11 protein-coding genes are annotated in these 15,139 nt (G+C 66.1%); 10 read left to right on the top strand and 1 reads right to left on the bottom strand.

Translation table 11 applies throughout. From position 1 onward, the window contains the following. Nucleotides 1-190: 190 nt before the first annotated feature. The 7 genes from SH591_RS12980 (at nt 191) to SH591_RS12950 (ending at nt 12,015) form a co-directional block, all read left to right on the top strand. Entirely contained in the window at nt 191-5,914 is a 5,724-nt protein-coding gene (locus SH591_RS12980) for a HAMP domain-containing protein (RefSeq protein ID WP_324749482.1), read from the top strand. Between the two features lie 3 nt (nt 5,915-5,917). Further along, the gene (locus tag SH591_RS12975; RefSeq protein WP_324749481.1) at nt 5,918-8,002 is read left to right on the top strand and encodes a response regulator; all 2,085 of its coding nucleotides are present in this window, start codon (nt 5,918-5,920) and stop codon (nt 8,000-8,002) included. A gap of 77 nt (nt 8,003-8,079) precedes the next feature. Next, nucleotides 8,080-8,922, top strand: a complete 843-nt coding sequence (gene fghA / locus SH591_RS12970) for an S-formylglutathione hydrolase (RefSeq protein ID WP_324749480.1) — start codon at nt 8,080-8,082, stop codon at nt 8,920-8,922. A 10-nt stretch (nt 8,923-8,932) separates the two neighbouring features. Beyond that, on the top strand, nt 8,933-9,250 hold the full coding sequence (locus SH591_RS12965; protein WP_324749479.1) for a 2Fe-2S iron-sulfur cluster-binding protein: 318 nt from the start codon (nt 8,933-8,935) through the stop codon (nt 9,248-9,250). A gap of 213 nt (nt 9,251-9,463) precedes the next feature. After that, complete coding sequence (locus SH591_RS12960; protein ID WP_322832670.1) at nt 9,464-9,709, top strand: PqqD family peptide modification chaperone; 246 nt, start codon at nt 9,464-9,466, stop codon at nt 9,707-9,709. Nucleotides 9,710-9,712: 3 nt separating this feature from the next. Then, a complete protein-coding gene (locus SH591_RS12955) occupies nt 9,713-11,590 on the top strand; it encodes an asparagine synthetase B family protein (protein WP_324749478.1) in 1,878 nt (625 codons plus the stop codon). Then, nucleotides 11,590-12,015, top strand: coding sequence for a lasso peptide biosynthesis B2 protein (locus SH591_RS12950; protein WP_324749477.1), 426 nt, complete (start codon nt 11,590-11,592; stop codon nt 12,013-12,015). Before SH591_RS12955 ends, SH591_RS12950 begins: the two co-directional genes overlap by 1 nt. On the opposite strand, the gene SH591_RS12945 is transcribed toward SH591_RS12950, so the two are convergent. Further along, the gene (locus SH591_RS12945; RefSeq protein WP_324749476.1) at nt 11,999-13,096 is read right to left on the bottom strand and encodes a nucleotidyltransferase family protein; all 1,098 of its coding nucleotides are present in this window, start codon (nt 13,094-13,096) and stop codon (nt 11,999-12,001) included. The genes SH591_RS12950 and SH591_RS12945 overlap by 17 nt on opposite strands. Nucleotides 13,097-13,422: 326 nt before the next feature. Between SH591_RS12945 and SH591_RS12940 the strand changes: the two genes are divergently transcribed. Genes SH591_RS12940 through SH591_RS12930 form a run of 3 tightly spaced genes read left to right on the top strand, consistent with a single transcriptional unit; the run spans nt 13,423 to nt 14,983 of the window. Then, on the top strand, nt 13,423-13,926 hold the full coding sequence (locus SH591_RS12940; protein WP_324749475.1) for a phage tail protein: 504 nt from the start codon (nt 13,423-13,425) through the stop codon (nt 13,924-13,926). Between the two features lie 12 nt (nt 13,927-13,938). Then, nucleotides 13,939-14,442, top strand: a complete 504-nt coding sequence (locus SH591_RS12935; protein ID WP_324749474.1) for a phage tail protein — start codon at nt 13,939-13,941, stop codon at nt 14,440-14,442. Between the two features lie 13 nt (nt 14,443-14,455). Then, entirely contained in the window at nt 14,456-14,983 is a 528-nt protein-coding gene (locus tag SH591_RS12930; protein WP_324749473.1) for a phage tail protein, read from the top strand. Nucleotides 14,984-15,139: the final 156 nt, after the last annotated feature.

The raw sequence follows: 15,139 nt of genomic DNA, 5'->3' as shown, positions 1-15,139 counted from the left end.
CGCAGTCAGTTTCGGCCCCGCCCCCGACGCCACTTCTAACCTCCATGCCGCACATGGCAACCCTCGGTTAACCCGGCGAAGCGCACTAAAATTTCAGGAGCGCGCGCCGAACGTTCTGCTATGGTGCGCGCAAACCGGCCGGGGGGCCGGAGGCTGCAACCGGGCGGGGGAGAGTGTCCAGGAGCCAATAGTGAACCTCGAAAATCCGCGCGAATTCCTCGATCGCCGCCTGATCGTGTCCGCTCTGCGGAGCCTGCGACGCGGCGATTTTTCGGTGCGCCTGCCCGAGGACCAAGGCGGCCTCGACAGCGAGATTGCGACGCTCTTCAACGAAGTCGTCTCCTTGAACCAGGAGATGACCAAGGAATTCGAGCGCCTGTCGCAGGTGGTCGGCAAGGAAGGCAAGATCGGCCAGCGCGGGCGCGTCAAGAGCGCGACCGGCGGCTGGGAAACGGCGATCCGCTCGGTCAACGAGCTGATCGAGGACATGGTCCAGCCGACCGCCGAAGTGGCGCGCGTCATCGGCGCGGTGGCCAAGGGCGACCTTTCCCAATCGATGACCGTCGAGATCGATGGCCGCCCGCTGCGCGGCGAATTCCTGCGCATCGGCAAGGTCGTGAACACGATGGTGGAGCAGCTCGCCTCGTTCGCGTCGGAAGTGACGCGCGTGGCGCGCGAAGTGGGTACCGAAGGCAAGCTGGGCGGCCAGGCGACCGTGAAGGGCGTCGCCGGCACCTGGAAGGACTTGACCGACAACGTCAACGCGATGGCGACCAACCTGACGGGCCAGGTCCGCAACATCGCCGAAGTGACGACCGCGGTCGCCTCGGGCGATCTCTCCAAGAAGATCACCGTGGAGGTGAAGGGCGAGATCCTCGAACTCAAGAACACCATCAACACCATGGTGGATCAGCTCAACTCGTTCGCATCGGAAGTGACGCGCGTGGCGAGGGAGGTCGGCACCGAGGGCAAATTGGGCGGCCAGGCGCGCGTGGAAGGCGTCGCCGGCACGTGGAAGGACCTCACCGACAACGTGAACCTGATGGCCGAGAATCTGACCGGCCAGGTCCGCAACATCGCCGAGGTGACCACCGCCGTGGCCTCGGGCGATCTTTCCAAGAAGATCACGGTGGACGTGAAGGGCGAGATCCTCGAGCTCAAGAACACGATCAACGTCATGGTCGATCAGCTCAACGGCTTCGCCAGCGAGGTGACGCGCGTCGCGAGGGAGGTCGGTACCGAGGGCAAGCTCGGCGGCCAGGCGCAGGTCCCCGGCGTCGCCGGCACGTGGAAGGATCTCACCGACAACGTGAACCTGATGGCGGACAACCTCACCGGCCAGGTCCGCAACATCGCCGAAGTGACCACCGCCGTCGCCTCGGGCGATCTCTCCAAGAAGATCACCGTCGACGTGAAGGGCGAAATTCTCGAGCTCAAGAACACCATCAACGTCATGGTCGATCAGCTCAACGGCTTCGCTTCGGAGGTGACCCGCGTGGCCCGCGAGGTCGGCACCGAGGGCAAGCTCGGCGGTCAGGCGCAGGTCCCCGGCGTCGCCGGCACCTGGGCCGATCTCACCGACAACGTGAACCTGATGGCGGCCAACCTTACCGGCCAGGTCCGCAACATCGCCGAGGTGACCACCGCCGTGGCCCGCGGCGATCTTTCCAAGAAGATCACCGTCGAGGTGAAGGGCGAGATCCTCGAACTGAAGAACACCATCAACACGATGGTGGATCAGCTCAATGGCTTCGCCTCGGAAGTGACCCGCGTGGCGCGCGAAGTGGGTTCGGAAGGCAAATTGGGCGGCCAAGCCCAGGTCGAGGGCGTCGCCGGCACCTGGAAGGATCTCACCGACAACGTGAACCTGATGGCCGGCAACCTCACCGGCCAGGTCCGCAACATCGCCGAGGTGACCACCGCCGTGGCCCGCGGCGACCTTTCCAAGAAGATCACGGTCGACGTGAAGGGCGAGATTCTCGAGCTCAAGAACACGATCAACGTCATGGTCGACCAGCTCAACTCCTTCGCCTCGGAAGTGACCCGCGTGGCGCGCGAAGTGGGCTCCGAAGGTAAGCTCGGCGGCCAGGCGCAGGTCGAGGGCGTCGGCGGCACCTGGAAGGATCTGACCGACAATGTGAACGCGATGGCGGCCAACCTCACCGGCCAGGTCCGCAACATCGCCGAAGTGACCACCGCCGTGGCCTCGGGCGATCTTTCCAAGAAGATCACCGTGGACGTGAAGGGCGAGATTCTCGAGCTCAAGAACACCATCAACACCATGGTGGATCAGCTCAACTCGTTCGCTTCGGAAGTGACCCGCGTGGCCCGCGAGGTCGGCACCGAGGGCAAGCTCGGCGGCCAGGCGCAGGTGCGCGGCGTGGGCGGCACCTGGAAGGACCTCACCGACAACGTGAACCTGATGGCCGACAACCTCACCGGCCAGGTCCGCAACATCGCCGAGGTGACCACCGCCGTGGCGAGGGGCGACCTTTCCAAGAAGATCACCGTCGACGTGAAGGGCGAAATCCTCGAGCTCAAGAACACGATCAACGTGATGGTCGATCAGCTCAACGGCTTCGCCAGCGAAGTGACCCGCGTGGCCCGCGAGGTCGGCACCGAGGGCAAGCTCGGCGGCCAGGCCCAGGTGCCCGGCGTGGGCGGCACCTGGAAGGATTTGACCGACAACGTGAACCTGATGGCGACCAACCTGACCAACCAGGTCCGCGGCATCGCCGACGTCGTCACCGCGGTGGCGCAGGGCAACCTCAAGCGGAAGCTGACGGTGGACGCCAAGGGCGAGATCGCCGCGCTTGCCGAGACGATCAACTTCATGATCGATACCCTGTCGACCTTCGGCGACCAGGTGACCAACATGGCCCGCGAGGTCGGCATCGAAGGCCGGCTCGGCGGCCAGGCGCGCGTCCCCGGCGCCGCCGGCCTGTGGCGCGACCTGACCGACAACGTGAACCAGCTCGCGGCGAACCTGACCAACCAGGTGCGCTCGATCGCCGACGTGGCGACCGCGGTGACCAAGGGCGACCTCACCCGCTCGATCGCGGTGGAAGCCTCGGGCGAGATGGCCGCGCTCAAGGACAACATCAACGAGATGATCCGCAACCTCAAGGAACAGACCTTGAAGAATGCGGAGCAGGACTGGCTCAAGACCAACCTCGCGCGCTTCAGCCGCATGCTGCAGGGCGAGCGCGATCTTACCACCGTCTCCAACCTCATCATGTCCGAGCTCGCGCCGCTGGTGAACGCGCAATATGGCGTCTTCTACGTCACCAAGCGAGAGGGCGACGAAACCCAGCTCGAGCTCGCCGCCAGCTACGGCGCGGAGAGCCGCGAGGAGCTCAAGAGCAAGTTCGCGTTGCGCGAAGGCCTGGTCGGCCAGGCCGCCGCCGACAAGCGCCCGATCCTGCTCCAGAACGTGCCCGGCGACTTCATCCGCATTGGGTCGGGCCTCGGCAATGCCAAGCCGGCCAACGTCAACATCCTCCCGGCTCTGTTCGAGGACGACGTCAAGGCGGTGATCGAGCTCGCCTCGTTCAGCGAATTCAACGAGACCCACCAGAGCTTCCTCGACCAGCTGATGGAATCGGTCGGCATCGTCTTGAACACGATCGCCGCAACCATGCGCACCGAGGGCCTGCTGAAACAGTCGCAGCTCCTGACGCAGGAGCTGCAGGCGCGCCAGACCGAGCTCACCACCAAGCAGGAAGAGCTGCACAACACCAACGAGGAGCTGCAGGAGAAGGCGCAGCTGCTCGAGAACGAGAAGAAGCAGGTCGAGGCGAAAAACCTCGAGATCGACATGGCGCGCCGCGCGGTCGAGGAGAAGGCCGAACAGCTCGCCCTCACTTCCAAGTACAAGTCCGAATTCCTCGCCAACATGTCGCACGAGCTGCGCACGCCGCTGAATTCTCTGCTGATCCTGTCGAAGCTGCTGGCGGACAACCCGCAGGGCAATTTGAACGAGAAGCAGACCGAATTCGCCCGGACCATCCACTCGGCCGGGTCGGATCTCCTGAGCCTCATCAACGACATCCTCGATCTTTCGAAGATCGAATCCGGCACGGTGTCGATCGAGCTCGGCGACATGCCGATGCATGGCCTGCGCAACCACATGGAGCGCACCTTCCGCCAGCTCGCCCAGGACAAGGGCCTCAAGTTCGAGGTCGATTTCGATCCCAAGCTGCCGGCCAGCGTCCGCACCGACGAGAAGCGCCTGCAGCAGGTCGTGCTCAACCTGCTGTCCAATGCGTTCAAGTTCACCTCGCATGGCAGCGTGACGCTCAACGTCTCCTGCGCGAGCGGCGGCTGGAGCCCCGGCCATCCGGTGCTGCGCACCGCCGACCGGGCGATCGCGATCGCGGTCACCGACACCGGCATCGGCATTCCCGAGGACAAGCAGAAGCTCATCTTCGAGGCGTTCCAGCAGGCCGACGGCACGACCAGCCGCAAATATGGCGGCACTGGCCTCGGCCTTTCGATCAGCCGCGAGATCGCCCGCCTGCTCGGCGGCGAACTGAAGGTGCAATCGAAGCCCGGCGAAGGCTCCACCTTCACCCTGTTCGTGCCGATCGAGGCCGGCGCGGCGCTGCCGATGGTCGAGGGCGGCGGCAGCGCGCGCTACGACAACAGCGGCGCGACCGTGCCCAGCGCCCTCCCCGCCGGCGGCGAGGTGCTCGACGACCGCGACAATCTCGGCCAGGACCCGTTCGTCCTGATCGTTGAGGACGACGTGACCTTCGCCTCGATCCTGCTCGATCTGGCGCGCGAGGCAGGCCTGAAGGGCGTCGTTTCGACCGCCGGCGCGGGCACGCTCGCTCTGGCCCGCAAGCTCCAGCCGGACGCGATCACGCTCGATCTCGGCCTGTCCGACATCGATGGTTTCGTGCTCCTCGACCTGCTCAAACACGACCCCCAGACCCGCCATCTCCCGATCCACGTCATCTCGGGCGCGGACGCGGTGGAATCGGTGATCGGCATGGGCGCCTTCAGCGTGACCGAGAAGCCGGCCGACCATGAGGAACTGGCGCAGGTGTTCGGATCGATCCTCGACCATATCAAGCGGGCCGAGCGGCGCGTGCTGATCGCCGGCGGCGACGCCGCGCAGCGCAAGGCGATCGCCGCGATGATCGACGATCCGCTGGTCGAGGCGCAGAGCGCGGCGAGCATTGCCAAGGCCAAGTCGAAGCTCGACCTCAGCTTGTTCGACGTCTTCATCATCGCCGGTGGCGAGACCGAGCAGGCCGCGCGCGACCTCACGGCGCTGACCGGAGCCGGCAACGGAGCGGTCCTCGTCATCAGCGACGGCGACGAGAGCGATACCACCGCGCGCGGGCTTCAGCTCCTGAGCGACGATCGCGACGTTTCGCTGGCGCACAGCCTAGAAGCGCTGCCGGCCGCATTGAGCCCGATCCTGCGCCGCGGCAAGCGGCCGACCAACGACAATGAGAGCCCGCGCACCCGCGAAGTACCCGAGCTCGCCGGCGCGAAGATTCTGATCGTCGACGACGACATCCGCAACATCTACTCGCTGACCAGCGTTCTGGAGAATTATGACGTTGAAGTTCTCCATGCCGAGCGCGGCCGCGACGGCATCCTGATCCTCGAGCAGACACCAGGAGTCGATGTGGCGCTGATCGACATCATGATGCCCGAGATGGACGGCTACGAGACGATGCAGCAGATCCGTCAGCGGCCCGAGCTGGTCGACCTGCCGCTGGTCGCCGTCACCGCCAAGGCGATGAAGGGCGACCGACAGAAGTGCCTGGACGCCGGCGCTTCCGATTATATCGCCAAGCCGGTTGACATCGAGCTGCTGCTGGCGCTCCTCCGGGTCTGGATCGGCCGGTCGCGGGCCCGACCGGGCCAGAGCAAGCTCGCCCAGTCGGCGGCGGAATAACGAGTGAGCGTTCAAAAAGCGGTGACCAAGACCCCGACCAAAGCCGCCGCAGTGACCGACCTGCAGGCACGCAAGAAGCGGGCGGAGCGCGCGCGCGTGCTTGTCGTCGACGACGACGAGCGCAACCTGCTCGCGATCAGCACGGTGCTCGAGGAGGTGGCGGATGTCGTCGTCGCCTCGTCCGGCGAAGAGGCGCTGCGGCATTTGCTCAAGGGCGAGTTCGCCGTGATCCTGCTCGATGTCTACATGCCCGGCATGGACGGCTACGAGACCGCGCAGATCATCCGTTCGCGCGAGCAGACCAAGCGCATCCCGATCGTGTTCCTCTCGGCGGTCAACAAGGAGACCGAGCACCTGATCCGGGGCTATTCGATGGGCGCCGTCGACTATGTGTTCAAGCCGGTCGAGCCGGTCGTGCTCCAGTCGAAGGTCGCGGTGTTCGTCGACCTGTTCCTGATGACGCGCGAGATCCAGCGCAAGGCGAAGCAGGAACAGTCTCTGCTCGACGCGAATTTGCGCGCCAACAGCGAACTGTTGCGGGCCGAGAAGGAGCTGCGCATCGCCGAGCAGCGCCAGGCCGCGATCATCGATTCGCTGCCGATCGTGCTCTATCTCGAGCCGCTCATCGTGAAGGAGCGCGTGCCGCAGTTCGTCAGCGGCGATTTCAACGCGCTGACCGGCTACGACATGGAGGATGTCCGCGCCAATCCGAACATCTGGGCCGATCGGCTCCACCCCGAGGATCGCGACCGCGTCACCGAAGCCTTGATCCGGCGCAACGAGTCCGGCGCGCTAGCGATCGAATATCGCTGGCAGTGCGCCGACGGGACCTACAAGCATTTCCTCGACCAGGCCGTGCTGCTGCGCGACCATGAAGGGCGGCCGCGCGAATTCGCCGGCACCTTGCTCGACGTCACGGACCGCAAGGCCCTGGAGAGCCAGCTCGTCCAGGCGCGCAAGATGGACGCGATCGGCAAGCTTACCGGCGGCATCGCGCACGATTTCAACAATCTGCTGGCCGCGGTGCTGGGCGGCCTCGGCCTGATCGAGCGGCGGCTCCCGCTCGAGGAAGAGCATAAGAAGATCCTCGCCATGACGCGCCACGCCGCCGAGCAGGGATCGGAGCTGGTGCGCCGCCTGCTCGCCTTCGCGCGCCGGCAGAAGCTCCACCCCGAGCGGATCGACATTTCCGGGCTGTCCGGCACGGTCAACGAGCTGCTCGCCCACACGCTCGGCGGGCTGGTGCAGCTCGAATGGCGGACCGGCCCCGACCTCTGGTGCGCCTATGCCGACGAGACCCAGCTCGAGCTCGCTTTGATGAACCTGATCATCAACGCCCGCGATGCCATGCCCGAAGGCGGCCACATCGCGGTTTCCGGCGAGAATCGCAGCGTCGGCCCGGGCGCCGAATTCGGCCTGCGGCCGGGCGAATACGTCGTCGTCGCGGTCAGTGATTCCGGCGAGGGCATCCCGCCCGAGATCATCGAGCAGGTGATGGAGCCCTTCTTCACCACCAAGGAAGTGGGCAAGGGCACCGGCCTTGGCCTGTCGATGGTCTATGGGTTTGCCAAGCAATCCGGCGGCGCGGTCGGAATCCGCAGCACCGTCGGCACCGGGACCACGGTCGAGATCTGGCTGCCGCGCGCTCCGGAAACCGAAAAGCTGCAGGAGGTGGTAACCCCGATCGACGAGGAAGGTGACCAGCAGCCGCTGCGCATCCTCCTGGTCGACGATCATGACGGCGTCCGCACCACCACCGCGGCCTTGCTCTCGGACCTCGGCCACGAAGTCACCGAAGCGTCCGACGGCCCGGCCGTGCTCGCACTGCTGCACAGCAAGCCCAGCGCCTACGACCTGATCATCAGCGACTATGCCATGCCCAACGTATCGGGCGCGGACGTGCTGAGGAAGGCGCGCGAGGTTCGGCCGGGCATGCCCGGGATCATCATCACCGGCTATGCCGACGCCCAGCAGATATCGAGCCGGCCGATCGACGTGCCCGTGCTCAACAAGCCGTTCACGCCCGACCAGCTGCGTCGCGCGATCCGCTCGGTTCATCCGCTGACGCAGAGCGACGCCGCCGAATAGACGTGGCGCTTGACACCAGGCGCCGCGCGTTCGACCTGACCCACGCCGGAAGCCGCCGGCGCGCTTGGGAGTTCGCTATGACCGTCCAGACCCTTTCCACCGTCAAAAGCCATGGCGGGACGCAGGGCGTCTACAGCCATGTGAGCCGCGAGACGGGCACCGAAATGACGTTCAGCGTCTTCCTCCCGCCGCAGGCCGGCTCGGGCGCCAAGCTGCCGGTGGTCTGGTATCTGTCCGGCCTCACCTGCACCCACGCCAACGTCACCGAGAAAGGCGAGTATCGCCGCGCCTGCGCCGAGCTTGGCCTGATCTTCGTCGCCCCCGACACATCGCCCCGCGGCGAGAAGGTGCCCGACGACGAGGCCTATGATTTCGGCAAGGGCGCCGGCTTCTATGTCGACGCGACGCGGGAGCCCTTCGCCGATCATTATCGCATGTACAGCTATGTCGCCGACGAGCTTCCCGCGCTGATCGCGGCCCATTTCCCGGCCGACATGGCGCGCCAGGCGATCACCGGCCATTCGATGGGCGGCCATGGCGCGCTCACGATCGCGCTCCAGAATCCCGATCGATTCCGCAGCGTCTCGGCCTTCGCGCCGATCGTCGCGCCGTCACGCGTGCCGTGGGGCGAAAAGGCGCTCAGCGGCTATCTCGGCGACGACCGCGCCGCGTGGCGCCGCTATGACGCGACCGCCCTTATCGAGGATGGCGCGCGGCTGCCGGAAATCCTGGTCGACCAGGGCGATGCCGACTCGTTCCTGGCCGAGCAATTGCGCCCGGAACTACTCGCCGAGGCCTGCGACAGGGCCGGCATTCCGCTGACCTTGCGGATGCAGCCCGGCTACGACCACAGCTATTATTTCATCTCCAGCTTCCTGGAGGATCACTTGCGCTGGCACGCCGCCCGGCTCAGCGCCTGAAGGACAATCCATGGTCAAGATCATCGTTACGACGCGCGACGGCACCGAAACCGAGATCGAGGGCGAAGCCGGCCTCTCGGTGATGGAAGTGATCCGCGAGCACGGCTTCGACGAGCTGCTCGCTTTGTGCGGCGGCTGCTGCTCGTGTGCGACCTGCCACGTCTATGTCGAGCCCGGCTTTGACGACCGGCTGCGCCCGAAGAGCGAGGACGAGGACGATTTACTCGATAGCTCCGACCAGAAGACCGAGCGCTCGCGTCTCTCGTGCCAGCTGCAGGTGCTGCCCGAACTCGACGGCCTGCGCGTAAGAATCGCGCCGGAGGATTGAATCCGCATACGGTCGGCCACCAAGAGGTGGAAAGTCGCTGGATAGAAGGGCGATAGGTTACCGCTAGATGTGACGAAATAAGATGCGCACCCCGCGATTCCGGGTATCTTGCGGTCGCGAGTTCTCCAGCGGGGGACTCATGCTGAAACGTGGGGGTGATGCATGACTACGGACGCTGTCGTCTCTCGGTTACCCGGACTTATCGAAGCCGAAGTGGACGGAGAGCTTGTCGGCCTGCATGTCGACAAGGGAAATTGCTTCGGCTTTAACAAGACGGCGACTCGCGTTTGGGGCCTGATCGAGCAGCCGCGCACGATCAGCCAGATCTGCGCAGCGCTCGTCGCGGAGTTCGAGGTCGAGCCGGACGAATGCGAACAGCAGGTGCGGGCCCTGCTCACCGACCTCGAGCGCGAAGAGCTCGTGCGGATCGAGCCCGCGCCCGATGGAAAGGCCGGCTGAGCCGTGACCGCGCTGGCTGGTCTGTGGGATTTCAGCGGCGGCGGCACCGCCGACCGCTGTGCGCGCATGCTGAAGGCCCAGCAGATTTACGGCCCCCACCATAGCGCCCAGGCGAACGACGGTCCGCTCTCGCTCGGGCGCAACCTGTTCCGGTTGCTGCCGGAGGACGTGCACGACCGCGGCCCGGTGAGAAGCGAGGATGGACGGCGCATCCTCGTCGCCGACGTCCGCATCGACAATCGCGACGAGCTAGTCGACCAACTCGGATGCGGCCCGACCCATTCGGACGCGGCCGTGCTGATGCAGGCGCTAGAGCGCTGGGGCGAGGTGGCGCTCGACCACGTGATCGGGGACTTCGCCTTCGCTTATTGGGACGGCGACCGGCTGCTGCTGGCCCGCGATTTCCTCGGCCAGCGGCCGCTTCACTATCATTCCGGGGACGGGTTCTTCGCCTTCGCATCGATGGCCAAGGGCATCCATGCCTTGCCCGAAGTGCCGCACGAGGCGAGCGACCTGGCGGTGGCCGATTTCCTCGCGCTGATGCCGGAAACCGGGACCGGGACGTTCTTCCAGGGGATCGAGCGGGTTCTCCCCGGCCATCTGGTCACGGTCTCCCAGTCGGGTATCGCGAGCCGGCGCTACTGGAATCCGTCGCGAACACCGGTCCGGCTCGCCGGCAGCGAGGCTTATGAGGACGCGCTCCGCGCGCACTTCGACACGGCGGTGCGCAGCCGCCTGCGCGGAAGCGGCGGCGCCGTCGCCTCGCACCTCAGCGCCGGTCTCGACAGCTCGACCGTTGCCGCGACCGCGGCGCGGCTGGGCAGCCGGGTCGTCGCCTTCACAGCCGTGCCGGAGGGAGATTGGACGCCACCCTCGGGCCGCATCGGGGACGAAGGTCCGCTGGCTGCCGCAACCGCCGCGCTCCACCCGAATATCGAACATATGTGTCTCGCCCCGGGGCGCGCATCGCCGCTCGACGGCCTCGACCGGAATTTCTTCCTGTACGAACGCCCTTTTCTCAATCTGTGCAACGGCGTCTGGTCCCATGCGATCAACGACGAGGCCACGCGGCGGGGCCTGACGGTCCTGCTGACCGGCCAGACGGGCAACATGACCTTCAGCCACGCCGGCATGCAGATCCTGCCCGGCCTGCTCCGGGCCGGCCGGTTGGTGAGGCTGGCCGCCACCGCCCGCGCGATGAAGCGCCACGGCGTGCGCTGGAGTAGCATTGCGGCGGCTACCCTTGGGCCCTTTTTGCCGGCAGCTCTCTGGAGCCGGCTGCGGCCGAACGGCCTGTCGGAGGTCACCGCGCTCAAGACCGGCGCCATCGCGCAGTTCGGCATCCACGCCCGGGCGGAACAACGCGGCCTGGACACGAGCTATCGGCCGTGGGGGGACAGCTTCGACATGCGCCTCTGGGTGCTCGGCCGGGTCGATCTCGGCGTCTACAACAAGGGCACACTGGCCGGATGGGGCATCGACACCCGCGACCCGACGGCAGACCGCCGCCTCGTGGAATTCTGCCTCTCCGTTCCCGAGGAACAATATTGCCTGGACGGTCTCCCCCGCTCGCTCGCCAAGCGCGCCTTCGCGGACCGGCTGCCTGCCGCGGTGATCGAGGAACGGCGCAAGGGCTATCAGGGGGCCGACTGGCATGTCGGCCTCAGCGGGGCTCGGCAGGAGCTTGCGGGCGAACTGCGGCGTATCGCCGGATGCGGGCCGGCGGCCGCCATGATCGATCTCGACACGCTCGAGCAGCGGCTTGCGGATTGGCCGGCCGGCGGCTGGCATCGGGAGGCGGTGATCCGCCATTATCGCTTGGCGCTTCTCCGGGGCGTCTCGGCCGGCCACTTTCTGCGCAAGGCGCGCGGGGCGAACTGATGGGCGCCGCGCGGACCTTCCTCCGGCTTGGCTGGGCGGAGCGCGCGCTGGTGACAGAGGCCGTGCTGTTCCTTGGCGCGGCCTCGCTGGCGATCCGGCTGCTGCCGTTCCGAAGGGTCGCCTCTCTGGCCGGACGCGGAAGCGGGGTGCGCGCGCCAGCGGAACCGGACGAGGCGAGACGGCTGCGATGGGCCATCACTGCTGCCACCCGCCGCGCTCCATGGCGCGCAGTATGCTTCCAGCAGGGGCTGGCGGCGCATTGGATGCTGCGCCGGCGGGGGCGTGCCTCGCGGCTTCACTACGGAGCGCGGACCGATCCGGAGGCTCGGCTGGCGGCGCATGTCTGGGTGCGGTCCGGCGACATCGACATCGCGGGCTGCGACAATGCCGCCGATTACGCTCTGCTCGCTACGTTCGGCGACTGAACAGCCACCACGGCATCCGCAGCAAAGTGTAGCCGGGGCGAAGCCATGCCGGCACCTTCAGATAAGCGGGCGTGTAAGGGAACACAGCCCGGTCGAGCAGCTCGCGCGCCCAATAGCGCCAGCCGCTGGCCAGAAAGATATAGGACGCCTTGCGCGCAAGCATCCTCCCGCCAGCTCCGTCGCAACTCGCCGTGCCGTCACGCCCGCCGTCCATCACCCAGCGCGCCGTCCATGCCAGGCCGCGCACGACCGGATCCTCCCGGAGGCGGGCGAGCAGCCTGGCATCGACCGGCGTCCCGATCACCTGGTCCGCCAACAGCAGCGCCGTTCCCGAGCAGCGCCGCGCGCCACGTTGTTCGGCGGCGGAATGAAGATCGTCCGCGGAGACACCGTCCACGCTGGTGAACGCGGCAATGTCCGCTAGCCATTTCAAGCGGGAGAAAGCGTGGCGTGCAGCATGCGCGCACAAATATACGAACAATACGGGCTGGGCGAGCGTCTCCAGACTGGCCCCGCCTCCCACCTGCACGCGCTGCCGCGGCGAGCCTAGCCCGACGCCGGGCATCATCTCCGGGTTGTCGTTCAGCCGGGAATGCAGTTCGACGGCATAGCCCCGCGTCGGATGCGCCCACACCGTCTCGTGGACGTAGCGCAGCCACGCCTCCGTCTGCTCGGGCTCGGCCGGCAGGACGCAGATATAGCCCATGTCCGCCAGGATCGCGCCGGCCTCGGCGATCGTCTCGGGCGAGACCAATATGTCGATGTCCCACGCGCCTTTCAGGGCCAGCGTGCCGTAAGCCAGCATCGCCAGCGTCGAGCCCTTGACGAACAGGTGCGGCAGCGCCGCGAAGGCGCGATCGATCCGCACCGCCTCGGCCGCGAATTCGAGGTTCTTGCGCAGGATGTCCGCCGCGCTCCGCGCCAGCGCCGCGGCCTGGGCCGGCGGCGCGGCGACCTCGGCGGCGGTCAGCGCATGATGGGCGAGCCCCTCGATCCGGTGGCGCGCGAGCACGGCGAGGAAGCGGTCCCAGTCGACGCCGGCGGCCGCTTCCCGCACGGCCGCCTTGGCCGGTTCGGTCATAGGCCAGCGACAACAGGCGGCAGCCAGTCTGAATTCCGCAGTAAAGGCCAAGTTTCGTTCCAGTCGCCGTCCGCCCGAAGACCGAGGGCTAACAGACAATGGTCTCGCCGGTCGAGCAAAAGCGCTAGTCAACATAGTGTGAATATGTAATTCAGTCGTTTCTCAGGACTCGACCCCGGGGGCATCACGACAGTGATGAGTGGGGGAATGAACCATGGTTGTAGTCAATCGTCTATATCATTGCGTGATAGCCTCTTGTGTAGGGTTTTCAACGACTTACGTTGATCTGCACGGAGCTGCGCGCATCTTCGAAAGGAGCTTCCGGCATGGCTGAACCCTTCCTGTCGGAGCTACGGCTCTTTTCCTTCGACTTCGCGCCGAAGGGCTGGGCATTGTGCAACGGCCAGCTGCTGCCGATCAACCAGAACCAGCCGCTCTTCTCCTTGCTCGGCACGACCTATGGCGGCGACGGGCGGGTGAATTTCGCGCTCCCCGATCTGCGCGCGCGGACCCCGATCCACGTCGGCCAGGGCCACATACTCGGGGAAAGAGGCGGCGAGCAGGCGCACACGCTGACGCAGTCGGAAATGCCGGCCCACACCCACTTCCTCAACGCCTCGAAGACCGACGGCAACTCCAGCACGCCGACCAACAACGTCCTCGCCCGCGAAGTCGGCAATGTCTACCGCCCGCCCAATGCGGGGCTGGTCGCCATGAACCCGGCGATCATCGCCAATACGGGCGGCTCCCAGGCGCATCTCAACATGCAGCCCTTCCTGACTTTGTCCTGGTGCATCGCGCTCCAGGGCATCTTCCCGTCGCAAAATTGAGGAGCCGAGCCGATGGCCCAACCCTATGTCGGTGAGATCCGGATGTTCGCAGGCAATTTCGCGCCGGCGGGCTGGATGTTCTGCCAAGGGCAGCTCCTGCCCATCTCCGAGAACGAGACGCTCTTCAACCTGATCGGCACGACCTATGGCGGCGACGGCCAGTCGACCTTCGCGCTGCCGGACCTGCGCGGCCGCCTCACCCTCCACCAGGGCAACGGCTTCATCCTCGCGGAGACGGGCGGCGCCGAGGAGGTCACGCTCACGGTGAACCAGATCCCGGCCCACACCCACGTCCTGACCGGCTCCAGCAGCAACGCCAGCGATCCCAATCCGGGCAACAACGTGATGGCCACCTCGACGCTGGTCCAGCATTATGCCGTGGAAAGCGTCGCCGGCAGTTTCTCGCCGGTGTCGGTCGGCCCGGTCGGCGGCAGCCAGCCGCACACCAACTTCCAGCCTTACCTCTGCGTCAATTTCATCATCTCGCTATTCGGCCTCTTCCCGAGCCCAACCTGAGGAGCACAGCAACATGGCCGATCCTTTCGTTGCGGAGATCCGCGTCTTCCCGTTCAATTTCGCGCCCAAGGGGTGGGCGTTCTGCGACGGCCAGCTTCTGCCGCTCTCGCAGAACACGGCGCTCTTCTCGCTGCTCGGCACCACTTATGGCGGCAACGGCCAATCGAACTTCGCGCTGCCCAATTTGCAGGGCTCGGCCGCGATGCACCCCGGCCAGGGCCCCGGCCTGTCGCTGCACGATCTCGGCGAGCAGAGCGGGACCGAGACGGTGACCCTGCTCCAGAGCGAGATCCCGTTCCACAGCCACGCTTTCCACGGCACCTTCGAAAACGGCACCCAGGGGACCCTCGATTCGAACGTGATCCTCGGCAATTCGGTAGGCGGCCAGGTCTATCAGACCAACACCAGCGCCAATATGACGACGATGGCGCCGCAGGCGCTCGCGATCGCGGGCAGCGACTTTCCGCACAACAATATGATGCCGTATCTGACGCTGAATTTCTGCATCGCGCTGCAGGGCGTGTTCCCGCCGCGAGGATAGCTTGTCTTGGACTGCCCGAAATGGGTCAGTAATACAAAAATCGAAGATTTATCCGGGCGTTAAATGAAGTCGCGAAATCTGCATTTCCTGTACCATGCCCATCATCAACAACTCGCGCGCGCCAGGGGCGGCGACTTCGCGACTAGCCGGGGGTTA

It is taken from the genome of Sphingomonas sp. LY54 (assembly GCF_035594035.1).
Classification (GTDB): Bacteria; Pseudomonadota; Alphaproteobacteria; order Sphingomonadales; family Sphingomonadaceae; genus Allosphingosinicella.
The sequence above is the reverse complement of the archived record's forward strand: the minus strand, read 5'-3'. Positions and strand labels throughout refer to the sequence as shown.